This window comes from Phenylobacterium sp. FG114 (genome assembly GCF_057809855.1).
In genome coordinates, this window is record NZ_JBMDKU010000002.1 from 419,110 (window position 1) to 441,324 (window position 22,215).

General features: G+C 69.5%; 22 protein-coding genes. 11 read left to right on the forward strand and 11 right to left on the reverse strand.

What is annotated here, in order from left to right; translation table 11 throughout:
- Nucleotides 1–8 precede the first annotated feature (8 nt).
- The 3 genes from infC to ACODSY_RS05100 all read right to left on the reverse strand — a co-directional run bounded on the left by infC (nt 9) and on the right by ACODSY_RS05100 (nt 2,785).
- Complete coding sequence (infC, locus tag ACODSY_RS05090; RefSeq protein WP_430423743.1) at nt 9–530, reverse strand: translation initiation factor IF-3; 522 nt, start codon at nt 528–530, stop codon at nt 9–11.
- Nucleotides 531–635: 105 nt separating this feature from the next.
- Nucleotides 636–1,622 (reverse strand): glycosyltransferase family 9 protein, encoded by a 987-nt coding sequence (locus ACODSY_RS05095; RefSeq protein WP_488950572.1) that lies wholly within the window; start codon nt 1,620–1,622, stop codon nt 636–638.
- Complete coding sequence (locus ACODSY_RS05100) at nt 1,622–2,785, reverse strand: glycosyltransferase family 4 protein (protein WP_488950573.1); 1,164 nt, start codon at nt 2,783–2,785, stop codon at nt 1,622–1,624. Before ACODSY_RS05100 ends, ACODSY_RS05095 begins: the two co-directional genes overlap by 1 nt.
- 46 nt (nt 2,786–2,831) lie before the next feature.
- Here ACODSY_RS05100 and ACODSY_RS05105 point away from each other — a divergent pair, with 46 nt between their 5' ends.
- Nucleotides 2,832–3,578, forward strand: a complete 747-nt coding sequence (locus ACODSY_RS05105; RefSeq protein ID WP_488950574.1) for an alpha/beta fold hydrolase — start codon at nt 2,832–2,834, stop codon at nt 3,576–3,578.
- Here ACODSY_RS05105 and ACODSY_RS05110 read toward each other — a convergent pair.
- Nucleotides 3,575–4,435: an SDR family oxidoreductase gene (locus tag ACODSY_RS05110; protein WP_488950575.1), complete on the reverse strand. Its 861-nt coding sequence runs from the start codon at nt 4,433–4,435 to the stop codon at nt 3,575–3,577. The two genes, ACODSY_RS05105 and ACODSY_RS05110, sit on opposite strands and share 4 nt — an antisense overlap.
- 6 nt (nt 4,436–4,441) lie before the next feature.
- On the reverse strand, nt 4,442–5,311 hold the full coding sequence (locus ACODSY_RS05115) for a UTP--glucose-1-phosphate uridylyltransferase (protein WP_488950576.1): 870 nt from the start codon (nt 5,309–5,311) through the stop codon (nt 4,442–4,444).
- 157 nt (nt 5,312–5,468) lie between these two features.
- Here ACODSY_RS05115 and ACODSY_RS05120 point away from each other — a divergent pair, with 157 nt between their 5' ends.
- Complete coding sequence (locus tag ACODSY_RS05120) at nt 5,469–5,723, forward strand: hypothetical protein (RefSeq protein ID WP_488950577.1); 255 nt, start codon at nt 5,469–5,471, stop codon at nt 5,721–5,723.
- Between the two features lie 91 nt (nt 5,724–5,814).
- On the opposite strand, the gene glmS is transcribed toward ACODSY_RS05120, so the two are convergent.
- Nucleotides 5,815–7,635 carry a glutamine--fructose-6-phosphate transaminase (isomerizing) gene (gene glmS, locus ACODSY_RS05125; RefSeq protein WP_488950578.1) on the reverse strand — a complete coding sequence of 607 codons (1,821 nt, stop codon included), beginning with the start codon at nt 7,633–7,635 and terminating at the stop codon, nt 5,815–5,817.
- A gap of 149 nt (nt 7,636–7,784) precedes the next feature.
- Here glmS and glmM point away from each other — a divergent pair, with 149 nt between their 5' ends.
- The 3 genes from glmM (at nt 7,785) to ACODSY_RS05140 (ending at nt 10,439) form a co-directional block, all read left to right on the forward strand.
- Nucleotides 7,785–9,137, forward strand: coding sequence for a phosphoglucosamine mutase (glmM, locus tag ACODSY_RS05130; protein ID WP_488950579.1), 1,353 nt, complete (start codon nt 7,785–7,787; stop codon nt 9,135–9,137).
- Nucleotides 9,138–9,300: 163 nt separating this feature from the next.
- Complete coding sequence (locus ACODSY_RS05135; RefSeq protein ID WP_488950580.1) at nt 9,301–10,191, forward strand: c-type cytochrome; 891 nt, start codon at nt 9,301–9,303, stop codon at nt 10,189–10,191.
- Nucleotides 10,192–10,277: 86 nt separating this feature from the next.
- A complete protein-coding gene (locus ACODSY_RS05140) occupies nt 10,278–10,439 on the forward strand; it encodes a hypothetical protein (RefSeq protein ID WP_488950581.1) in 162 nt (53 codons plus the stop codon).
- 35 nt (nt 10,440–10,474) lie between these two features.
- Here the strand turns inward: ACODSY_RS05140 and ACODSY_RS05145 are convergent, their stop codons facing one another.
- The gene (locus ACODSY_RS05145) at nt 10,475–11,092 is read right to left on the reverse strand and encodes a TetR/AcrR family transcriptional regulator (protein ID WP_488950582.1); all 618 of its coding nucleotides are present in this window, start codon (nt 11,090–11,092) and stop codon (nt 10,475–10,477) included.
- Nucleotides 11,093–11,214: 122 nt separating this feature from the next.
- Here ACODSY_RS05145 and ACODSY_RS05150 point away from each other — a divergent pair, with 122 nt between their 5' ends.
- Genes ACODSY_RS05150 through ACODSY_RS05160 form a run of 3 tightly spaced genes read left to right on the forward strand, consistent with a single transcriptional unit; the run spans nt 11,215 to nt 15,318 of the window.
- Nucleotides 11,215–12,621, forward strand: a complete 1,407-nt coding sequence (locus ACODSY_RS05150; protein WP_488950583.1) for an efflux transporter outer membrane subunit — start codon at nt 11,215–11,217, stop codon at nt 12,619–12,621.
- A gap of 22 nt (nt 12,622–12,643) precedes the next feature.
- Nucleotides 12,644–13,780 (forward strand): EmrA/EmrK family multidrug efflux transporter periplasmic adaptor subunit, encoded by a 1,137-nt coding sequence (locus tag ACODSY_RS05155; protein WP_488950584.1) that lies wholly within the window; start codon nt 12,644–12,646, stop codon nt 13,778–13,780.
- Nucleotides 13,781–13,785: 5 nt separating this feature from the next.
- Nucleotides 13,786–15,318 (forward strand): DHA2 family efflux MFS transporter permease subunit, encoded by a 1,533-nt coding sequence (locus ACODSY_RS05160; RefSeq protein ID WP_488950585.1) that lies wholly within the window; start codon nt 13,786–13,788, stop codon nt 15,316–15,318.
- Between the two features lie 54 nt (nt 15,319–15,372).
- On the opposite strand, the gene ACODSY_RS05165 is transcribed toward ACODSY_RS05160, so the two are convergent.
- The 4 genes from ACODSY_RS05165 to ACODSY_RS05180 form a co-directional block, all read right to left on the reverse strand.
- Complete coding sequence (locus tag ACODSY_RS05165; RefSeq protein ID WP_488950586.1) at nt 15,373–16,674, reverse strand: UDP-glucose dehydrogenase family protein; 1,302 nt, start codon at nt 16,672–16,674, stop codon at nt 15,373–15,375.
- 106 nt (nt 16,675–16,780) lie between these two features.
- On the reverse strand, nt 16,781–18,283 hold the full coding sequence (locus ACODSY_RS05170; protein ID WP_488950587.1) for a phosphomannomutase/phosphoglucomutase: 1,503 nt from the start codon (nt 18,281–18,283) through the stop codon (nt 16,781–16,783).
- A 95-nt stretch (nt 18,284–18,378) separates the two neighbouring features.
- Nucleotides 18,379–19,344 (reverse strand): KpsF/GutQ family sugar-phosphate isomerase, encoded by a 966-nt coding sequence (locus ACODSY_RS05175; protein WP_488950588.1) that lies wholly within the window; start codon nt 19,342–19,344, stop codon nt 18,379–18,381.
- Nucleotides 19,345–19,357: 13 nt separating this feature from the next.
- Nucleotides 19,358–19,603, reverse strand: coding sequence for a hypothetical protein (locus tag ACODSY_RS05180; RefSeq protein ID WP_488950589.1), 246 nt, complete (start codon nt 19,601–19,603; stop codon nt 19,358–19,360).
- 82 nt (nt 19,604–19,685) lie between these two features.
- Here ACODSY_RS05180 and gpmA point away from each other — a divergent pair, with 82 nt between their 5' ends.
- Genes gpmA through ACODSY_RS05195 form a run of 3 tightly spaced genes read left to right on the forward strand, consistent with a single transcriptional unit; the run spans nt 19,686 to nt 22,212 of the window.
- The gene (gene gpmA, locus ACODSY_RS05185) at nt 19,686–20,396 is read left to right on the forward strand and encodes a 2,3-diphosphoglycerate-dependent phosphoglycerate mutase (protein ID WP_488950590.1); all 711 of its coding nucleotides are present in this window, start codon (nt 19,686–19,688) and stop codon (nt 20,394–20,396) included.
- Nucleotides 20,397–20,451: 55 nt separating this feature from the next.
- A complete protein-coding gene (locus ACODSY_RS05190) occupies nt 20,452–20,901 on the forward strand; it encodes a bifunctional diaminohydroxyphosphoribosylaminopyrimidine deaminase/5-amino-6-(5-phosphoribosylamino)uracil reductase RibD (RefSeq protein ID WP_488950591.1) in 450 nt (149 codons plus the stop codon).
- A gap of 48 nt (nt 20,902–20,949) precedes the next feature.
- Complete coding sequence (locus tag ACODSY_RS05195; RefSeq protein WP_488950592.1) at nt 20,950–22,212, forward strand: pentapeptide repeat-containing protein; 1,263 nt, start codon at nt 20,950–20,952, stop codon at nt 22,210–22,212.
- The last annotated feature ends 3 nt before the right edge of the window (nt 22,213–22,215 follow it).

A 22,215-nucleotide genomic window follows, 5' to 3' on the forward strand; every position in this document is an offset into this window, starting at 1 on the left:
GGGTCTCGCTAGCGCGGGGCCAGGATCATGATCATCTGGCGCCCTTCCATGCGGGGCTCGTACTCCACCTTGGCGACGGGCTCGAAGTCGGCCTTCACCTTCTGGAGCAGCTTCATCCCGAGTTCCGGGTGGGCCAGTTCCCGACCGCGGAAGCGCAGGGTGATCTTCACCTTGTCGCCTTCCTCGAAAAAGCGGTGCATCGACCGCGACTTCACTTCGTAGTCGTGGATGTCGATGTTCGGACGGAGCTTGATTTCCTTGAGCTCCACCACCTTCTGCTTTTTCCGCGCCTCGTTCTTCTTCTTCTGCTCCTGGAACTTGAACTTGCCGTAGTCCAGGATCTTGCAGACGGGCGGATCCGCGTTCGGCACGATCTCGACGAGATCGAGGCCGGCCTCTTCGGCGGCTTCGATGGCGGCCGAGGTGGGCATGACGCCCTGCTTCTCACCGTGCTGATCGATGAGGAGGACGCGGGGAACGCGGATATCTTCGTTCATGCGCGGCCCTTCCTTGACGGGCGGCGCTTGCATGGGGCGGCGAATAGGCAGTGCTCCGGACTGTTGAAACGCGAAAAACGCCGGGGCGCGGGCGCTCCGGTCGTTCCGATCAGTATATGACCCGAGGGCCTCTTAGTATCAAGGCGCGCCGGACGGGGTAGGGGCCAAAGAATGCGCGGCCTGCGCCACTTGCGCCACAGGCAGGTCACTGAGGTTCTCGGCGCGTAGGATCGCGACGCGGCCTCGCGGGGCCGACAGCGCCGGGTCGGACGCCTTCGAGAACAGCACGATCGTCGGCGCGCCGCCGGCCGCGGCCAGGTGCAGGGGGCCGGTGTCGTTGCCCACCGCCAGCGCGGCCTTGGCGCCGAGCATGGCGATGGAGGCGAAGTCGGTGCGGCCGGTCAGGTCGCGGGCGCGGGGCACGGCGCGCTGGATCTGGTGAGCCAGGTCGGTCTCGGTCGGACCGCCAACCACCACGATGTCGAAGCCGCGGCCATAGAGGATGCGGGCCAACTCGGAATAGCGCTCGACGGGCCAGCGCTTGTCCATCCGATGGGCCGAGCCGCCGGGAACGAAGATCACATAGGGGCGTGGCTTGTTGGCGCCGGGGACCGGCCGCTCGGGCGGGGCGGCCTTCATCACCCAGGACAGGTCGGGCGGCGGCGCGCTGCCGGGCTCGGTCGGAGCGTCCTCCCAGATGCCGGCGTACATGAGCTGGTCAGCCTGGCGCTCCAGGGTGTGCATGCCGTTCCGCAGCGGGTTCTTGTGCGGCAGCGAGCAGCCGAACGCGACGCCCGACCACGGCGGCGGGTTGGGGCGCAGAAGCTGGAAGATGCGGTTGGACTGGGCCGAGGTCTGCAGGTCGTAGACCCGGGCGTAGTTGGCGTCTTTGATCCGCTTCCGCAGCGCCATCCAATCGGGGAAGCTCTCCGGCCGCCCGCCGGTGTCCACCGCGTTGAAATAGGGGCAGATCTTGGCCAGCGCCTCGAAGGGCGGCGTGGTGAGCAGGGTGATGTGCGCCTTGGCGTGGACCTGGCGAATCTTTTTCATGGCCGCCAGCGCGAGCACGAAGTCGCCCAGGGCCGACAGCTTGATGACCAGGATGCGTTCGACGGGGCGGGGCATCAGCGGCGCGCCTCCAGCACGCGTTCGTAGGCGGCGAGGGTCTGCGCGCACATGGCGTCGGCGGAGTAGAGCTGGCGGGCGCGCTTCCTGCCGCCGTCGCCCATCTCCATGCGCTTTCCAGGGCCCAGATCGATGGCGTGCGCGATCGCGGTCGCCCAGGCGGCGGCGTCGTCCACCGGGGCCAGCCAGCCGGTGACGCCGTCCAGCACGGTCTCGGTGACCCCGCCGTGGTTCGAGGCGATGACGGGGCGGCCCATAGCCTGGGGCTCGACGGCGGCGCGGCCGAAGCTTTCGGGCACGAGGGTGGGCAGGATGGCGAGGTCGGCCAGCAGGTAGGCGGCTGGCATGTCGTCGCAGTGGCCGACGAGCTTGACGGCGTCGCCCAGATCCGCGGCGTCGATGGCGGCCTGGACCTCGGCGGCGTAGCCCGTGCGGCCCTGGTGGTCCCCGGCGAACAGGATCTGGAAGTCGCGCCGCCCCTCGGCGGCCAGCCGCTTCGCCGCCTCGACGATCATCAGATGGCCTTTGATGCGGGTCACCCGGCCGGCCAGCACGATCTGGGTGCGGTGGTCGTTCTCATCGAGGCCCCACGCAGTTCGCAGCGCCGCTATCCGGTTGGGGGTCACGAAGGCCGGATCGAAGCGGTCGAGGTCGACCCCACGCGGGATGGTGACCAGCTTGTCCGGGTCGACCTTATGCTCGGCCAGCACATGGTCGCGCGTGTAGTCGGAGTTGGCGATCACCAAGTCGCCGCGTGTCATGACGGCGTTGTACCAGCGCTTCAAGCCGGACTGGGCCTTGTACACGCCGTGGTAGGTGGCGACGAAGGGCGTGCCGGTGGCGTGCGCGGCCCACAGGGCCGAGAAGGCGGGCGCGCGGCTCCGGGCGTGGACGATGGACACCTTCTCCTGCCGGATCAGCGCCACCAGCTTTGCCGCGTTGCCCAGCATCACGAGCGGGTTCTTGGTCTGCACTGGCATCTGGGCCAGGCGCCCGCCATCGGCTTCGAGGCGGGAGACCATGCGGCCGCCGCGCGTCGCGACGAGGGCCGTACCGCCCGCGCGGACGACGGCCTGGGCCACGTCGATCGTGCTTTGTTCCGCGCCGCCGGTCTCCAGTTCGGGGACCACCTGCAGCAGGGTGAAATTGGGGGGTAGGGACACGCGTCCCTCTCTAAACTGAGTTGCCCCCGACTGCTAAGAGGCTCGCATGAGCGAGATTGAGGGATTCCTCGACCGGCCCGACGGCGCGCGGCTGGCATGGCGGATGGTGGAAGGCGCTGGGCCGACGGTGGTCTGGCTGGGCGGCTTCAAGTCGGACATGGCCGGGACCAAGGCGCAGGCGCTGGCCGATTGGGCGGTGGCCAACGGCCGGGGCTACGTGCGCTTCGACTACTTCGGGCATGGGGAGTCGTCCGGCGAGTTCAGGGACGGCACGATCACCGGCTGGCGCGAGGACGCGATCGCGGTGCTGAACGAGCTGACCGCCGGCCCGCTGGTGCTGGTGGGGTCGTCCATGGGCGGCTGGATCGCTTGTCTGGCGGCGATGGCGATGCCGCAACGGGTGCAGGCGATGCTGCTGATCGCCCCGGCGCCCGACTTCACCGAGAAGCTGATGGCGCCCGAGATCCCGCCGCAGGGCCGGGCCGACCTGGAGCGCGACGGCGTCTGGCTGCGTCCCTCGGAATACGGCGACCCCTATCCGATCACCCGCGCGCTGCTGGAGGATGGCGCCCGCTGGTCTATCCTGGGCGGGGAGCCGGTCCCGATCGCCGCGCCCGTGCGCATACTGCAGGGCGGCGAGGATCCAGACGTGCCGTGGCGCCACGCGCTGGAGCTGGCGCAGAGCCTGAAGGGCGACGACGTGGTCTTCACCCTGATCAAGGACGGCGACCACCGGCTTTCGCGTCCGCAGGATATCGCGCGGATTATCGCGGCTGTGGAGGAGCTCAGCTAGCGCTCCGCAGCCAAGATCGCGGCCAGGCCCTCGCGATAGGTCGGATACGCCGGCCTCCAGCCGAGCTCGGCCTTGGCGCGGGCGTTCGAGACGCGCTTGCTCTCGGCGTAGAAGCGCAGGGCCGCCGCCGACAGGTTGGCGTCTTCAAGCCGGATCTCGGGCGGCGGCGGCGTGCCCAGCAGGTGCGCGGCGTGGGCGATGACGTCGCTGTTGGGGGCGGGCTCGTCGTCGCAAAGGTTGTACGCGCGGCCGGGGCGCGGGCGGGCGATCGAGGCCTCCAGGCCCGTGGCCAGGTCGTCCACGTGGATGCGGGAAAACACCTGACCCTCGGCGACGATGCGTCGGGCGGTTCCGGCCCGCACGCGATCGAGGGCTGAGCGGCCCGGACCGTAGATCCCCGGCAGGCGGAAGGCGCAGACGGTCAGCCCCATGCCGCGGCCCACCTCCTGCCAGTCGCGCTCGGCGCCCACACGGCGCGCGGCCTCGACCGATTGCGCGGCGAGGCGGCTGTCCTCGGTGACCCAGCCGCCGCGGCGGTCGCCGTAGACGCCGGTGGTCGAAAGGTAGCCCGTCCAGTCGGGGAAGGCTCCGGCTTCGGCCAGCGGCCCGACCAGGGCGTTCAGCCCCGGGCAGCCCTGCGGGCCCGGCGGCGCGGTCACCAGCAGCGCCCGGGCGCGGGACAGCGCTTCGGTGACGGCGCCGCGGTCTTCCAGGTCGACGCCCGCATGGCCGTCGGCGGCGATCCTGGCGGCGCCCTCGGCGTTGCGATAGGTCGCCGCGACCTCCCAGCCCTTCGCCGCCATCCGCCGCGCCAGCGCTCGGCCCGAGAAGCCGTAGCCGAAGAGGAGGAGCCGCACCGCCGTCTAGAGCAGGGCCGCGATGGCCTTGCGAGCGTCGGCGGCGAGGTCGGGGCGGGCGAGGGCGAAGGCCACATTGGCGCGCAGCAGGCCGATCTTGTCGCCGCAGTCGTAGGTGGTCCCCTCGTACTCCAGGGCGTGGAAGTCCTGGGTCTTCATGAGGTTGAACATCCCGTCGGTGAGCTGGATCTCGCCGCCCGCGCCGCGCTCCTGGGTCTCCAGGATGTGGAAGATCTCGGGCTGCAGGATGTAGCGGCCCGATATGAACAGGTTCGAGGGCTCGGTCCCCAGCGGCGGCTTCTCGACCATCCCAGTCATGCGGTTCAGCCGCCCATCCTGACCGTCCAGCGCCACGATCCCGTACTTGTGGGTTTCGCCCGGCGGGGCGGGTTCCACCACGACGATGTTGCCGCCCTTCTGTTCGTAGGCGTCCACCGCCTGCGCCAGGGCCGCGCGCTTGGCCATCATCAGCATGTCGGGCAACACGACGGCGAAGGGTTCGTCGCCGATCACATCCCTGGCGCACCAGACGGCGTGGCCGAGGCCCAGGGGCGCCATCTGGCGGATGAAGCTCATCTGGCCGGGCTGCGGCAGGTCGCGGCGCACGTCGGCCAGGATGTCGGCCTTGCCCTTGGCCTCCAGGATGCCCTCGATCTCGGGGCTCGCATCGAAATAGTCCTCGATGGCGCCCTGGCCCCGGCCGACGATGAAGACGAAGTGCTCGATGCCGGCAGCCCGGCCCTCTTCGACGATGTAGCTGAGGATGGGGCGATCCACGACGTTGAGGAGGTTCTTCGGCGTCGTCTTCGCGCCGGGCAGCACCCGGGTCCCAAGTCCCGCCACCGGCAGGACAGCTTTCCTCACGCGTTTCGCCATCGATCCCTCCGCACGTTCACCATCGTTCCCCTAATGCGTTCCGCAGGCCCTCGGCGAGAATTTTTGCCGGCTCGGACAGCATCACGATTTTGAGAACGCACGAAGTTGTGTAGGCTTGGCGACGCTCGGGGATTCACCCCCAAGGGGAGCCAACTCAATGAAGCTTCGCATTCTGACGATCGCTACCGCCGGTGTCCTGGCTCTGAGCCTGGCTGCCTGCCAAAAGAAGGAAGAGGCCGCTCCGGCCGCCGACGCCGCCGCTCCGGCCGCTGACGCCGCTGCCGCCCCCGCTGCTCCGCCCGCCGACGCCGCCGCTCCGCCGGCCGACGCCGCCGCTGCGCCCGCCGCGGACGCTGGCGCGATGTCGTCGACGGCTCCGGCCGCCGCTCCGGCCGAGCCGGAAAAGAAGTAAGCCTTCTCTCCACGAGATTGCTTGGAAGGCGGCCGTCCCGATGGGGCGGCCGTTTTTCTTTGGAGAATTGCCTCTCCCGCCGAGGGAGGAGCTATTCTACCGTCACGGACTTCGCCAGGTTGCGCGGCTGGTCCACGTCGGCGCCCTTCTGCACGGCCACGTGGTAGGCCAGCAGCTGGATCGGCGGAGAATACACCAGCGGCGCGACCAGCGGGTCGCAGCGCGGCGCCGTGACCACCACCCGGGCGCCGGACGGAGCGTGCTTGCGGCCCTCGGGATCGGTGATGAAGATCACCTGGCCGCCCCGCGCCATGACCTCGCTCATGTTCGAGGCCGACTTCTCGAAATAGCTGTCGAAGGGCGCGAGGATCACGATGGGCGTGGCCTCGTCCACCAGGGCGATCGGCCCGTGCTTCAGCTCCCCCGCGGCATAGCCCTCGGCGTGGATGTAGCTGATCTCCTTCAGCTTCAGCGCGCCTTCCAGGCTGAGCGGATACATCGGGCCGCGGCCCAGGTAGAGCACGTCGCGGGCCTTGGAGACGTCCTGGGCGATCGCGCGCACGGCGCTTTCCAGCTCGATGGACTCGGCGATCAGGCGCGGCGCCTCCAGCAGCACGCGGACCATCCGCTGCTCCTCGACCGCGTCGATCCGGCCGCGGGCCCGGGCCGCGGCGACGGCCAGGGTGGTGAGGACGCTGACCTGGGCGGTGAAGGCCTTGGTCGAGGCCACGCCGATCTCGGGACCGCAATGGATGGGCCAGACCACGTCCACCTCGCGGGCCATGGTGGACTCCACGGCGTTGACGACGGCCGCGCTCTTCATCCCCTTGGCCATGCAGTAACGCAGCGCGGCTAGGGTGTCGGCCGTCTCGCCCGACTGGGACATGGCGATCACGAGCGCGCGGGGCGAGAGGGCCGGCTGGCGGTAGCGGAACTCGGACGCGATCTCGACGTCCACCGGCAGGTCGGCCAGCTGCTCGATCAGGTACTTGCCCAGCAGGCCGGCGATATAGGAGGTGCCGCAGGCCACGATCTGGATGCGTTCCAGGGCGGCGAAGTCGACGCCCCCGGGAATAGCGGTCCGGCCGGACAGCGTATCCACATAGGCCGCGATGGTGCGCTGGCACCCTTCGGGCTGATCGTGGATCTCCTTCTCCATGAAGTGGCGATAGTTCCCCTTCTCGACCAGCGCGGCCGAGGCGGGAACCGTGCGGACGGGCCGCTCCGCCGGCCGGCCCTCATGATCGAAGATCTGCGCGCCGCCGTGGGTGATCGCGACATAGTCGCCTTCGTCCAGATAGCAGACCCGGTTCGTGAACGGGCCGACCGCCAGGGCGTCCGAGCCGATGAACATCTCGCCGTCGCCATAGCCGACCACCAGGGGGCTGCCGCGCCGGGCGCCCATGACCAGCGCCTCCTCCCCCTCCACCAGCACACCCAAGGCATATGCGCCGCTGAGCTGGTCCAGGGTGGCCTTCAGCGCCTCGATCGGCGGCAGGCCCGTGGCCAGTTCGCTGTCCAGCAGGGCCGCGATCACCTCGGTGTCGGTATCGCTCTCGAAGGTCCGGCCGGCCGCCTTCAGCCGCTCGCGCAGCTCGGCGTAGTTCTCGATGATCCCGTTGTGGACCAGGGTCACGCGCCCCTGCGTGTGCGGGTGGGCGTTGCGCAGCGAAGGCGCGCCGTGGGTGGCCCACCGGGTGTGGCCGATGCCCACCGTCGCATTCAGCGGCTCGGCCGCCAGCACGTCTTCCAGCGCGCGGATCTTGCCCGCGGCCCGGCGGCGCTCGACCTTGCCGCCGACGATCCCGGCCACGCCGGCGGAATCGTAGCCGCGATACTCCAGCCGCTTGAGGCTCTCGATCAACCGCTCCTGGACGGACCCGGTCCCGACGATGCCGATGATGCCGCACATGTGGCGAGGGCGTCCTTCTGTGCTAAGGCGAATCTTCTGCAGTTTCGCCACGATGCGGCGCTTTACCACCCACCAAGGCCGTAGCGACTAAAAGTCTGTTTCGGATCGTTTCCCCCAAGCCGCGTTCCAGACCCTTCGACGAGACCTCCATGAGTAAGCGCGCCTATTTCGGCACCGACGGCATCCGTGGCGAGGCCAACCGCCACCCCATGACGGCCGAGGTGGCCCTCAGGGTCGGCATGGCGGCCGGCAAGATGTTCATGTCGGGCGATGAGCGCCGCCACTTGGTGGTGATCGGCAAGGACACCCGGCTGTCAGGCTACATGATCGAGCCGGCCCTGGTGGCGGGCTTCACTAGCGTGGGCATGGACGTGCGCCTGTTCGGGCCGCTGCCGACGCCGGGCGTCGCGATGATGACCCGCAGCCTGCGCGCCGACCTGGGCGTGATGATCTCAGCCTCGCACAACGCCTTCTCCGACAACGGCATCAAGCTGTTCGGCCCCGACGGCTACAAACTCTCGGACGCCAAGGAACTGGAGATCGAGGCCCTGATGGACGAGGGCCTGCAGCAGAACCTGGCCTCGCCCTCGGCGCTTGGCCGGGTGCAGAGGATCGACGACAGCCAGGCCCGCTATGTGGAGATCGCCAAGGCCACCTTCCCTCGTCGGCTGAACCTGTCGGGGATGCGGATCGTCATCGATTGCGCCAACGGGGCCGCCTACAAGGTGGCGCCCGCCGCGCTGTACGAACTGGGCGCCGAGGTGATCCCCATCGGCATCGCCCCCAACGGCTTCAACATCAACCAGGAGTGCGGATCGACGCACCCGGCCGCCATGCAGAAGGCGGTGAAGGAATACCGCGCCGACATCGGTATCGCCCTCGACGGCGATGCCGACCGGCTGGTGATCTGCGACGAGAAGGGCACGGTCATCGACGGCGACCAGATCATGGCGCTGATCGCGGCCGACTGGGCGCGGCGCGAGAAGTTGCGCGGCGGCGGGGTCGTGGCCACCGTGATGTCCAACCTGGGCCTGGAGCGGTTCCTGTCTTCCCGGAACCTGAAGCTGGAGCGGACCCAAGTGGGCGACCGCTACGTGATGGCTCGCATGCGCGAGGGCGACTTCAACCTGGGCGGCGAACAGTCGGGCCACCTCATCCTGTCCGACTTCTCGACCACCGGCGACGGCCTGCTCGCCGCGCTTCAGGTGCTGGCGGTGCTGAAGGAGAGCGACAAGCCGCTGAGCGCGGTGGCGCGGCAGTTCGAGCCCGTGCCGCAGAAGCTGGAGAATGTGCGCTTCGCGGGCGGCAAGCCGCTCGAGAACGATGCGGTCAAGGCCGTCCTCGCCGATGCCGAACAGCGTCTGAACGGAACCGGCCGGCTGGTGGTCCGCGCGTCAGGCACCGAGCCGCTGATCCGCATCATGGCCGAGGCCGACGACGAGAAGCTGGTCAACCAGGTGATCAAGGAGATCGCCGGCGCGGTGAAGAAGGCCGCGGCCTAGGCGCCTCGGCCCTACGTCCGAACCCCCGGTTTCGACGCACTGCAAAGCTGCAGAGACGCGCTGCAATCACGCGGATTGTAGGCGCCTGCGGGTAACCGTATTCCGCCGGTCCCCAACGAACGACGGTCCGTGAGGGGCCGCGTCCAGAGACCAGGTGTGTGAAATGAAACGTCTGATGAAGTGGGCCGGCTATGGCCTGGCCGGCGTCGCCTTCCTGTTGCTTGTCGTCATCGGCGGCGCCTACGCCGTGTCGGAAGCCATGATCCGCTGGCCGGTCGCCCGCCCGAAGGTCCAGATGGTCGCCTCGACCGACCCGGGCGCGGTGGCGCGCGGCGCGCGCGTGGCCAAGGTCAACGGGTGCCACGACTGCCACGGCGAGAAGCTGCAGGGGCTGCTTTTCCACGACGACATGCCGATCATCCGCGCGTGGGGCCCGAACCTCAGCCGCGCCATCGCCCAGCAGACCGACTCGGAGCTCGACGCCGCCATCCGCCATGGCGTGGCCGCCGACGGCCGCCGGCTGTGGGTCATGCCGTCCAGCGCCTTCGCGCACCTGACCGATCAGGAGACGGCCGACCTGCTGGCCTACCTCCGCACCTATCCGGCCACCGGCGAAACGCAGCCGCGGCTGCAGGTTGGCCCGGTGGGGCGGATCGGCGTGCTGCTGGGCCAGTTCAAGTCGGAAGCCGACATGATCAGGGACAACGGCGGGCGCCTGCAGATCGCCGACGTCGGGCCCGAGCACGCCCAGGGCCGCGACCTGGCCCGCGCCTGCGTCGAGTGCCACGGCCAGTCGCTGGAGGGGAACAAGATGATGAAGTCGCCCGACCTGTCCATCGTGGCCTCCTACGACCCCGAGGACTTCGCGCGCCTGCTGCACACCGGCGTCGCCGCGGGTGACCGCAAGGTCGGACTGATGAGCCAGATCGCCCCGGCGCGCTTCGGCGGACTGTCCCCGCAGGAGGTTTCGGCCCTGCAGGGCTACCTCAAGGCGCGGGCCGCCCGGCAGATCGCCATGGCTGACGTCACGTCAGCGGCGTCATCGCAACCCTAGCAAAGGGTAAAATGTTGTGTCAGCATCTACACAAATCGGCCGGCTCGACCCGGACCGAACAGAATAACGGGCTCTGGGAGGAATAAATGCGTCGCGACCTCGCCTTCATGGGCGTGGCGCGGCAGGTGGAGCGGCCCGCCCGCTCCGTGGCCTGTCTCGCTTTCGTAGCCGTCATGGGCGCCGCCTTTTGGGCGGGCGCCGTCTGGATCGCAGAGGCGTTCCTGCGGATTCCAACGCCGGGCTTCTAAGACGCGCCGCGCGCTCCGTTGAACCGGGAGCGCGGCTAAGGCTTGTAGGCCCGCAAGAACGTATCGACGGCGCGGATCACCTGGTCGTCGACCTCGGTTGGCGTCGGATCGGCCGCCACGCCCCACATCCGCGGCCAATAGATGCCGCTGATCGCCAGATCCTTGAAGTGCTGGGCCGCGACGAGCGGGTCGGTACGCCTCAGGACGCCGGCGTTCATCAACTCTTCCAGATAGGCCCCGATCCGGGCGAGCACGATCTTCGGCCCGCTGTCGTAGAAGGCGCGGCCGAGCTCGGGGAAGCGTTCGCTCTCGGAAACCACCAGGCGCTGGATTCCCAGAGCGTCGGCGGTCATCAGGTGCGCCAGGAAACTGCGTGCGAAATGGGTGAGCCGTGCGGTGGCGTCGCCCGCGTCGGGACCAATGTCGAACAGGGTGGCCTGCAGGTCGCCGCACGAGCGCTGCATCATCGCAGCGAACAACTCCTCCTTGCTCTTGAAGTAGTTGTAGAGCGTGCCCTTCGAGCCGCCGAGGCGGGCGGCGATGGTCGACATGGAGGTGGCGGCGAACCCCTCGGCCAGGAAACAGTCGCGTGCGACGTCGAGGATCGTCTCGCGCCGGTCTTCCCGCTTCGTGATGGGCTGCGCCACCGACATCAGAATTCCCTAAAGCGACGCCTTGACGGCGTCCAGTGACCAGCAATATCTGACCGTACTGTACGGTCAGATCAATGGTTCAGGCCGTCGCACTCGCAACCCTCCTCCCCGAGGCGCGGAACATGACCCGCTTGACTACCGTCCTCCTGGCCAGCGCCGCGCTGGCCGGGTGCGCCACCATCCCCAGAATGCCCGAGGCGCCGAAAGCTGCGGCGGCCGAGAGCTTCGTCACCGCCCAGAGCTTCCAGGCGGCTCAGGCCGAATGGCCCGCCGACCGCTGGTGGGTCGCCTACGGCGATCCGCAGCTCGACGCGCTCATGGACGAGGCCGTCGCGGGCTCGCCCACCCTGGCCCAGGCGGCGGCCCGTCTCCGCGCGGCCGAGGCCCGCGCCCAGCAATCGCGCGCCGCGACCTTGCCGACGCTCGACGTCAACGCCCAGGGCTCCGAGACCAAGCAGTCCTACAACAACGGCATCCCCGCCGACTTCGTCCCGCGCGGCTATAACGACACCGGCCGCGCCACCTTGGACCTCAGCTACGACCTCGACCTCTGGGGGCGGAACCGCGCGGCGCTGAAGGCGGCGACGTCCGAGGCCGAGGCGGCGCGGATGGACGCGGCCGAGGCGCGGTTGGCGCTGACCACGGCCATCGCCGGCGCCTACGCCGACTTCGCCCGCCTGACCGCCGAGCACGACGCGGCCGCTGCGGCGCTGAAGAACCGCCAGGCCTCGGCCGACCTCGTCGCCCACCGCGTCACCGGCGGCGCCGCCAATCCGGGCGAAGCCGACCAGGCCCGCGCGGCAGCCGCGGCGGCCCGGCAGGATCTGGCGGCCCTGGACGAACAGCTCGCCATGGTCCGCAACCAACTCGCCGCGCTGGCGGGGCAGGGGCCGGACCGCGGCCTCTCGCTCGCCCGACCCAAGGCCCAGCCGGCCAACGGTTTCGGCCTGCCCTCCAACCTCGCCGCGGACCTGCTGGGCCGCCGCCCGGACCTGCAGGCCGCGCGCCTGCGCGCCGAGGCCGCCGCCAAACGGATCGACGTGGCGAAGGCCGGATTCTACCCGAACGTGAACCTGGCGGCCTTCATCGGCGTCCAGTCGCTTGGCCTGAACAACCTGACGAAGTCGGGCTCCGACATCGGCCAGGCCGGCACGGCGATCAGCCTGCCGATCTTCGACGGCGGCCGGCTCCAGGGCGCCTATCGCGGCGCGCGCGCCGACTACGACGCCGCGGTCGCCGCCTATGACGAGACCCTCGTCCAGGCGCTACAGCAGGTGGCTGACGCCGCCGCCGGCCAACGCGCGCTGCAGGCCCGCCTCGGCGCCGCCCGCGACGCGCTCACCGCCGGCGAACAGGCCTACCGCGTGGCCCGCCTGCGCTATGAGGGCGGCCTGACGTCGTACCTCACCCTGCTGACCGCCGAGGACGCGGTCATCGCCCAACGCCGCGCGGTCGCTCAACTCGAGGCCCGCGCCCTCACCCTCGACGCCAGCCTCGTCCGCGCCCTCGGCGGCGGCTTCCGCGCCTGACCTTTTCCAGAGAGTCCACACCATGGCCCGAGACCAAGGCCCCTCGGCGGACGCCGACACCCTCGACTCCCCCACGACGGTGCGGTCCGCCCCGCCGCCGGCCGCGCCTCCCCCGCGCGGCCGGCGGATCCGCCTGCTGCTGACTTTGCTGGCCGTCGTTCTGGCGGGCGCGCTGATCTGGTTCCTCTATTGGCTGCTGGTGGGTTCGAAGAGCGTCGAGACCGACGACGCCTACGTCCAGGCCTCCAGCGCCCAGATCACCGCCCTGGTCAGCGGCCCCCTGGTCCAGGTCCCGATCCACGAGACGCTGCCGGTGAAGAAGGGCCAGGTGCTGGCGGTGATCGATCCGGCGGACCACCGGTTGGCGGTCGAGCGCGCCCGCGCCGACCTGAACCAGGCGGAGCGCCGCGTGCGGCAGTATTTCGCCAACGACCAGGCCCTCGCCGCCCAGACCGACGCGCGCAACGCCGACATTGCCCGCGCCTCCGCCGAATTGCGGCGGGCCGAGGTGGAGTACGGCCGCCGCAAGGGGCTGGCCGCCCAGGCCGCCATTTCGGGCGACGAACTGACCGCCGCGGAGACCACGCTGACCACCGCTCGCGCCGCCCTGGCCCAGGCCAAGGCGAACGCGGCCGCCGCCGGCCAGCAGCAGCGCGCCGCCAATGTGCTGATCGAGGGCAGCGACGTGGCCGGCAACCCCGAGGTCGCCGCCGCCCGCGCCCGCCTGGCCCAGGCCGAGCTCGATCTGGCCCGCACCGTGATCCGTTCGCCGACCGACGGCGTGGTGACCCGCAACAGCGTCGAGGTGGGCCAACGCGTACAGCCGGGCGCCGCCCTGATGACCGTGGTGCCGATCCAGCGCGCCTACGTCGACGCCAACTTCAAGGAGGGCCAGCTCCGCAAGGTTCGCGTGGGCCAGCCGGTGACCCTGACAAGCGACCTGTATGGCTCGAAGGTGAAGTTCCACGGTCGCGTCCAGGGCTTCTCGGGCGGCACCGGCTCGGCCTTCGCGGTGATCCCGGCCCAGAACGCCACGGGCAACTGGATCAAGGTGGTGCAGCGGGTGCCCGTGCGCATCGCGCTGGATCCCAAGGAGCTGGCCGAGCACCCGTTGCGGGTCGGCCTGTCGATGACGGCCGAAGTCGACATCGGGGGCTGACCGCCATGTCCCAGGCGCACGCCGCGCCGGCCCCGCTGACCGGGATGCGGCTCCTCGGAGCCGCCCTGCTGCTGGGCCTGGCCAACTTCATGGTGGTGCTGGACACCACCATCGCCAACGTCTCGGTGCCGCACATCGCCGGCGCCCTGGCGGTCTCCCCCAGCCAGGGCACGTGGGTGATCACCTCCTACGCCGTGGCCGAGGCGATCACGGTGCCGCTGACCGGCTGGCTGGCCCAGAGGTTCGGCCCGGTGAAGGTATTCGCGGCCGGCATGGCCGGCTTCGGCATCTTCTCCCTGCTGTGCGGGCTGGCGCCCAGCTTCGCCATGCTGGTCGCGTTCCGCATCGCCCAGGGGCTGTGTGGCGGGCCGATCATGCCGATGTCGCAGACGCTGCTGCTCAGCATCTTTCCGAAGGACAAGGGCCCCCAGGCCTTGGGGCTTTGGAGCATGACCACCGTCGTGGCGCCGATCGCGGGGCCCATCCTGGGCGGCATCATCTCGGACAATGCCCACTGGAGCTGGATTTTCCTGATCAACATCCCGGTGGCGGCCATCGTCGGCATCGGCGCCTACCGAATGCTGATCCATCAGGAACCGGCGACCCGGCGCATACCGGTCGACTATGTCGGCCTGCTGCTGCTCGTCGTCTGGGTGGGCGCGATGCAGATCATGCTCGACAAGGGCAAGGAGCTGGACTGGTTCGGCTCGCCCGTGATCGTCGGCCTGGCGGTCATCGCGGCCGTCGGCTTCGCCACCTTCCTGATCTGGGAGCTGACGTCCCCGAACCCCATCGTGAACCTCCGGATCTTCCGCCACCGGGGCTTCGTGATCGGTGTGACGACGCTGAGCCTGACCTTCGGCGCCTTCTTCGCCAGCGTCGTGCTGATCCCGCTCTGGCTGCAGACCACCATGGGGTACACGGCCACCTGGGCCGGCTACGCGGGCTGCCTGAACGGCGTCCTGGCGGTGATCATGTCGCCGATCGTCGCCAGGCTGACGGGGCGCTACGACGTCCGTGCGCTGGTGTCGTTCGGGGTGTTCTGGATGGCGGGCGTGGCGCTGTGGCGCGGCTTCTACACCACTGACGCCACGTTCTGGGACATCGCCATCCCGCAGTTCGTGCTGGGCTTCGCCATGCCGTTCTTCTTCATCCCGACCACCAGCCTGTCCCTCTCGTCGGTGCTGCCCGAGGAGACGGCCTCGGCGGCCGGCCTGCAGAACTTCCTGCGCACCACCTCGGCGGCCTTCGCTACCTCGATCATGACCACGGCCTGGGACAACACCTCGTCGGCCCAGCGCAGCGTGCTGGTTGGCGCGCTGCCGGATCCGCAGCGCACGCTCGACGTGATGACCGCGAGCGGCCTGTCGCCCGAGCAAGCCCTGCACCAACTCGAGGGGCTGGTTCAGACCCAGGCGGTGATGATCTCGACGAACCGCATGTTCCTGGCCACCGCAGTCGTGTTCGCGATCGCGGCGTCGGTGATCTGGATCGCCCCCAAGCCCAAGCGCGTGGCCGGGCCGGGCGGGGGGCATTGAACGCGCCTCGCGCGCCGCAGGCGCGGTGAACTTCTCGCGCTGGCGCGCGCCGACTCAGACCCGCCCGATGCTCGAATATTCGAAGCCGCGCGCCTGCATGTCGGCGGGCTTGTAGATGTTGCGCAGGTCGACCAGCACCGGCTTGTTCATCACCAGCTTGATGCGGTCGAGATCGAGCGCGCGGAACTGGTCCCACTCGGTGATGATCACCAGGATGTCGGCGCCCTCGGCCACCGCGTAGGGGTCGTCCTTGAAGTCGACGCCGGTGAGCAGCTTCTCGGCCTCGTGACCCTCCGGGTCGAAGGCCTGGACCTTCGCGCCCTTGTCCTGCAGCGCCGGTACGATGGCCAGCGAGGGGGCGTCGCGCATGTCGTCGGTGTTCGGCTTGAAGGTCAGGCCGAGGATGCCGACCGTCTTGCCCTTCACGTCGCCGCCCGCGGCCTTGATGACCTTGCGGGCCATGGCGCGCTTGCGCTCGTCGTTGATCTTGATCGTCGTCTCGACCAACTCGACCGGGCTGCCGGCGTCGCGCGCCGTGCGGACCAGGGCGATGGTGTCCTTCGGGAAGCACGAGCCGCCGTAGCCGGGACCGGCGTTCAGGAACTTGCCGCCGATGCGGCCGTCCAGGCCGATGCCCTTGGCGACCTGCTGCACGTCGGCGCCGACGGCCTCGCAGAGGTCGGCCATTTCGTTGATGTAGGTGATCTTCAGCGCCAGGTAGGCGTTGGCGGCGTACTTGATCAGTTCGCTGGTCCGGCGGCTGGTGAACAGGATCGGCGTCTCGTTCAGGTACAGCGGACGATATAGTTCGCGCATGACGGTCTGGGCGCGTTCGTCCTGCGTGCCGACCACGACGCGGTCCGGACGCTTGAAGTCCTCGATGGCGGCCCCTTCGCGCAGGAACTCGGGATTGGACACGATGGCGACATCGGCGTCCGGCCGGACGCGCTTGAAGATGGCCTCGATCTCGTCGCCGGTGCCGACCGGCACCGTCGACTTGGTGACCACCACGGTGAAGCCATCGACCAGGCGGGCGATCTCTTCCGCCGCCGCATAGACGTAGGACAGGTCGGCGTAGCCGTCGCCCCGGCGCGAAGGCGTGCCCACGCCGATGAACACGGCGTCGGCCTCGCGGATCGCCTGGGTGGCGTCGGTGTCGAAGAACAGCCGGCCGGCGCGCACATTGGCGGCCACCAGCAGGTCCAGGCCGGGCTCATAGATCGGGATACCGCCGGCCTTGAGCTGCTCGATCTTGGACGCGTCCTTGTCGATGCAGGTCACCGTATGGCCGAAGTCGGCGAAACAGGCGCCGCTGACCAGGCCCACATAGCCCGTCCCAATCATCGCCACGCGCATTCAGAACTCTCCTCGAAGGCAGCGCCTTATGACCCCTCGGGGAGGGGCGCCGCAACGGCACATCTTCCCGCAGTGCAGCAAAATATGCGCCGCGGGTCTGGCGGCCTCAGATTTCCTGGTTGTATGACCCAACCTGCGGCCGCTTGGCGAGGCGGGGCTTCACCTCCTCGCGGAACAGGGCGCGCATGTCGTCTTCCGACTTCGTGCTCTCCACCACCACCACGATCTCGGGCTTGTTGGACGAGGCGCGGACCAGCACCCACGAACCGTCCTCCAGCGCCACTCGCACGCCGTTGACGGTGATCAGGTCGACGATCTTGCGGCCCAGGATCGTGCCGCCGGACTTGGCGAGCGCGGTGTATTCGGCCACCACGTCGTCGACCACGCCATACTTCTCCTCGTCGGCGCAGTGCGGGCTCATGGTCAGCGAGGTGTAGGCGACCGGCAGCGCCTTCTTCAGGTCGCTGAGCTTCTTGTCCGGGTTGCGGTCCAGCATCGCGAGGATCGCCGCCGCCGCCACCAGGCCATCGTCATAGCCGCGGCCGATCGGCGGGTTCATGAAGAAGTGGCCGCTCTTCTCGAAGCCGGCCAGGGCGCCCAGTTCGGCGGTCTTGCGCTTGATGTAGCTGTGGCCGGTCTTCCAGTAGACTGTCTTGGCGCCATTCTTCTTCAGCACCTCGTCCGTGGCGAACAGACCGGTCGACTTCACGTCGACGATGAAGGTGGCGTCCTTGTGCAATTCCGAGAGATCCCGGGCGAGCATCAGCCCGATCTTGTCGGCGAAGATCTCCTCGCCCTCGTCGTCCACCACGCCGCAGCGGTCGCCGTCGCCGTCGAATCCCAGGGCGAGGTCCGCCCCATGCTCCTTCACGGCCTTGGCCATGGCGTGCAGCATGACGCTGTCTTCGGGGTTCGGATTGTACTTCGGGAAGTTGTAGTCGAGCTCGCAGTCCATCTCGATGAGCACCGCGACGCCCATGTCGCGCAGCGCCTTGGGTGCGAAGGCTCCGGCCGTCCCGTTGCCGCAGGCGGCGATGACGGTGAGCGGGCGCTTCAGGCTGACCCGTCCGGCGGCGTCGGCGATGTAGCGCTCGGCCACGCCTGCGATATGGGCCACCGAACCGCCGGGGCGTTGTTCCCACTTGCCGCCGAGCACGATCTCCTTGAGCCGGCCCATCTCGTCGGGACCGAAGGTGAGCGGGCGCTGCGCGCCCATCTTCACGCCGGTCCAGCCGTTTTCGTTGTGGCTGGCGGTGACCATCGCCACGCAGGGCGCGTCGAGGTCGAACTGGGCGAAGTAGGCCATCGGCGAGACGGCCAGGCCGATGTCCAGCACCTCGCAGCCCGCGGCCACGAGGCCGATGGTCAGGGCCTGTTTGATCGACAGGGAATAGGCCCGGTAGTCGTGGCCCACCACGATCCGCTTCTGGCCCATCTCGTGGATCAGCGTGCCCAGGCCCAGGCCCAGGGCCTGCACGCCCAGCAGATTGATCTCCGGCCCGAACAGCCAGCGCGCGTCGTATTCCCGGAAGCCCGTGGGCTTCACCAGCGGGGTGACTTCGTAGTCCCAGGTGTTCGGGGCGAGGTCGGCGCGAGGGGCAGGCAGCATCGGGACTCCCAAGGCAAAACGGCGGTAGGCGGCGTGTTTAACGGGCGAATATGCCGCGGGCCACTGCGTAAGCCTTAACGGCGTAACGCGTTCGCCTACATGACCCCCGCACGCAGCAGGTCATGAACGTGCAGAATGCCGACGGGTTTGCCATCCTCGACCACGAAAAGCACCGTCACCGCCGGGGGCGGATCGCTCATCAGGGCGAGCGCCTCGCCGGCCAGCATTCCGGGCGCCACGGTCTTCTTCGGCCCAGGCGTCATCACCTCGCCGGCCGTGTGGTCCATCAGGCCATCGATGTGGCGGCGCAGGTCACCGTCGGTGATGGCCCCCAGCAGTTGGCCCTGGGGATCCACGACGCCGACGATGCCCCAGCGCTTCTGGGTCATCACCAGCAGGGCCTGGCGCATGGTGGTCTCGGGCGCCACCAGCGGCAGCTCCTCGCGGCCGTGCATCAGGTCGGCAGCGGTGCGCAGCATGGCGCCAAGCTTGCCGCCCGGATGGAAGACCTTGAAGTCATGGGGCTGGAACCCGCGCCGCTCCAGCAGCGCCACTGCCAGGGCGTCGCCCATGGCGAGCTGCAGGGTCGTCGAGGTGGTGGGGGCGTTCACCGCGTCGGTCGCCTCCGGCGCGTCGGGCAGCAGCAGCACGATGTCGGCGGCCCGCGCCAACGTGCCTTCGGCCGCGGCCGTGAGGGCGATCAGCGGGATGTCGAAGCGGGCGGCATAGGCGATCACGTCGGCCAGTTCACGGGTCTCGCCGGTCTTGCTGAGCGCGAGGATCACGTCGTCCGCGCCGATCATGCCCAGGTCGCCGTGGCTGGCCTCGCTGGGATGGACGAACATCGCCGTCGAGCCCGTGGACGCCATGGTCGCGGCGATCTTGCGCGCCACGTGACCCGACTTCCCCATGCCGGTGCAGATGATCCGGCCGCGGGCCGAGAACAGGGTCTCGACGGCTTGGGCAAAAGGCTCGCCCAGCTCGCGGCCCATCCGGGCCAGGGCCTCGGCTTCGGTCTCCAGCACGCGCCGGCCGACGGCGATGGTGTCTTTCAGGGTCATTGGGCCAGGGTCTTCACTGCGACGGCGCGATCGCCTGGTTCTGGATATTGCGCACCGCCTCGCGCGCCTGGTCGACGCGCTTCTGAGCGGCCTCGGTCTCGCGGCGCATGGCGGCCTGGGCCTCGGCGGTCTGCTGCACGGGCTGATGGCCGAACGGCGCGGGCGAGCGATCGCCCAGGCCCTGCGGCCAGACCATCGCCAGCGCGATCGCGGCGGCGGCGCCCAGGGCCAGCAGCGGGAGGTAGAAGCGATCGAGCATCGCCCCGCTATAGCCCGCTGCGGGTTGACGCGGTAGGGCGTCCTGACCTAGCCGGGAGCCCCCTTCGGAAGGAGCGCCCGCCTTGCCCACCCTGATCCTGCTGCGCCACGGCCAGAGCCAGTGGAACCTGGAAGACCGCTTCACCGGTTGGGTCGACGTGGACCTGACCGCCCAGGGCGAGGCCGAGGCCAAGAAGGGCGGCGAGCTGATCAAGGCGGCCGGCATTGCCATCGACCGGGTGTTCACCTCGGTTCTGACCCGCGCGATCCGCACCTCCTGGCTCGCGCTGCACGCCGCCGGCCAGACGTTCGTGCCCGAGGTCAAGGACTGGCGGCTTAACGAGCGCCACTACGGCGGCCTGACCGGCCTCAACAAGACCGAGACCGCGGCCAAGCACGGCGCCGACCAGGTGAAGATCTGGCGTCGCAGTTACGACATTCCGCCGCCGGACCTGGCGCCGGGCGGCGAGTTCGACTTCTCCAAGGACCGCCGCTACGCCGGCGCCAACCTGCCGGTCACCGAAAGCCTCAAGACCACGCTCGACCGGGTGCAGCCCTATTGGGACGCCGACATCGTCCCGTGCCTGAAGGCCGGCGAAACCCTGCTGGTCGCCGCGCACGGCAATTCGCTGCGCGCCATCGTGAAGCTGCTGTTCGGCGTGTCGGACGACGCCATCGTCGGCGTCGAGATCCCCACCTCGAACCCGCTGGTGATCGAGCTGGACGCCAACCTCAAGCCTACGGCCGCCCGCTACCTCGACGAGAGCCGCGCCACGGCCATCCCGCCGGTCTAGGGTCCGGAAGGCGGCGCGCCTTCCCGCCCGCGGCCGGAGGGCCCATGTTGCGGCCATGAGCGACGAAGACTTCATGCGGCGCGCCATCGCCCTCGCCGCCACGCGTGTGGGGCGGACGGGCGAGAATCCGTCGGTCGGATGCATCATCGTCAGCGACGGCGTCGTGGTCGGCGAGGCCGTGACCGGCGAGGGGGGCCGCCCTCACGCCGAGGAGCAGGCGCTCGACACGGCCGGAGCCGCGGCCCGCGGCGCGACGGCCTATGTCACGCTCGAGCCCTGCGCCCATCGCTCGGCCGGAGGCATCTCGTGCAGCGAGCGCCTGGTGGCCGCCGGCGTGGCGCGGGTGGTGATCGCGGCGAGTGATTCGTCCGTCTATGCCGACGGCAACGGATCCTGGCGGTTGCAGAACGCGGGTATTTTCACCGACCATGGGTTGTTGGAGGCCGAAGCCCAGGCCCTTTATGCCGCTTATAGCCCCGCTAAAACGCTGGAAAGTCGCCGTTAATCCGGGGGCCTTAACATGGTTCACACCGCCTTTCCGCAGTGAACCTGAATGACCGCCGACAACGCCCGCAGCCTCGTCCAGACCCGGCTTACCCAGGCCGAAGTGGATGCGATCTGCGCCAAGCATGACCGTCTCTGGAGCTCGAAGCCGGGCGGCGCGCGGGCCGTGTTCGCTTTCAAGGACCTGTCCGGGACGCACCTGTTCGGCCGTAACCTCTGCGACGCCGATTTCACCGGCGCGATCCTCACCGACTGCAAGTTCAAGGGCGCGCGGCTCGACAACGCCACCCTGTTCTGCGCCGACCTGACCGGCTCCGACCTGCGCGAGGCCTCGCTGCGCCGCGCCGACCTGCGCGGCTCGTGCATGCGCAATGTCGACCTCACCGGCGCCGACCTCTTCGAAGCCGACCTGCGCGAGGGCACCCTGGCGGCCGGCGACCGCCAGTTCGGCTTCCGCAAGCTTGAGATCGGACTGCCGTCCCAAGGCGAGCTGCAGGGCGCGATCCTCGCCGGCGCCAACCTCGAACGCTCGCGCCTGTCGGGCGCCGTGGCCGTCCGCGCCGACTTCACCGACGCGGTGCTCAAGGACGCCAAGCTCATCCGCGCGAACCTGAAGCAGGCCTCGCTCAAGGGCGCCAATCTGTCCGGCGCCGACCTCTCGGGCGCCGACCTCGCCGGGGCCGACCTGCGCGACGCGGTGCTGGTGGGCGCGCGCACCGTGGCGTGGAACGTGTCGGATGCGAACATGACGGGCGCGCTGACCGACGAGCCGGTGGGCCGCGCGCTCAGTGAACTGCCCTACGCCGAGATGATCCGCGATCACGCCAAGTGGTGCGAAACCGGCGGGGGCGAGGGCAAGCCCTCGTCCTTCGACAACGCCGACCTGCGCGCCCTGGGTTCGATCAAGGGCTACAACCTGACGGCCCTCTCGGCCAAGCACGCCACCTTCTATGGCCTGGACATGGAGGGGGTGCAGCTCCAGGGGGCGCACCTGGAAGGCGCCGACCTGCGCAACGCCATCCTGCGCCGCGCCGATCTGCGCGGGGCGCGACTGGTGGGCGCCAAGCTGTCGGGGGCCGACCTGCGCGACGCCCAGATGGGACCGCTGCTGCTGGGCGCCGACCGCGTGCTGCCGACCAACTTGACCGGCGCTCAGATCAAGAGCGCCGACCTCACCGGTGCGGACGTGCGCCACGCGGTGTTCGTCGACGCCGATGTCAGCCGCTCGAACTTTACCCGCGCCCTGCTGAAGCAGGCGGACTTCACCGGCATCATCCGCCACGGAGCCCGCGGCCTGGAAGACGTGATCTAGGCC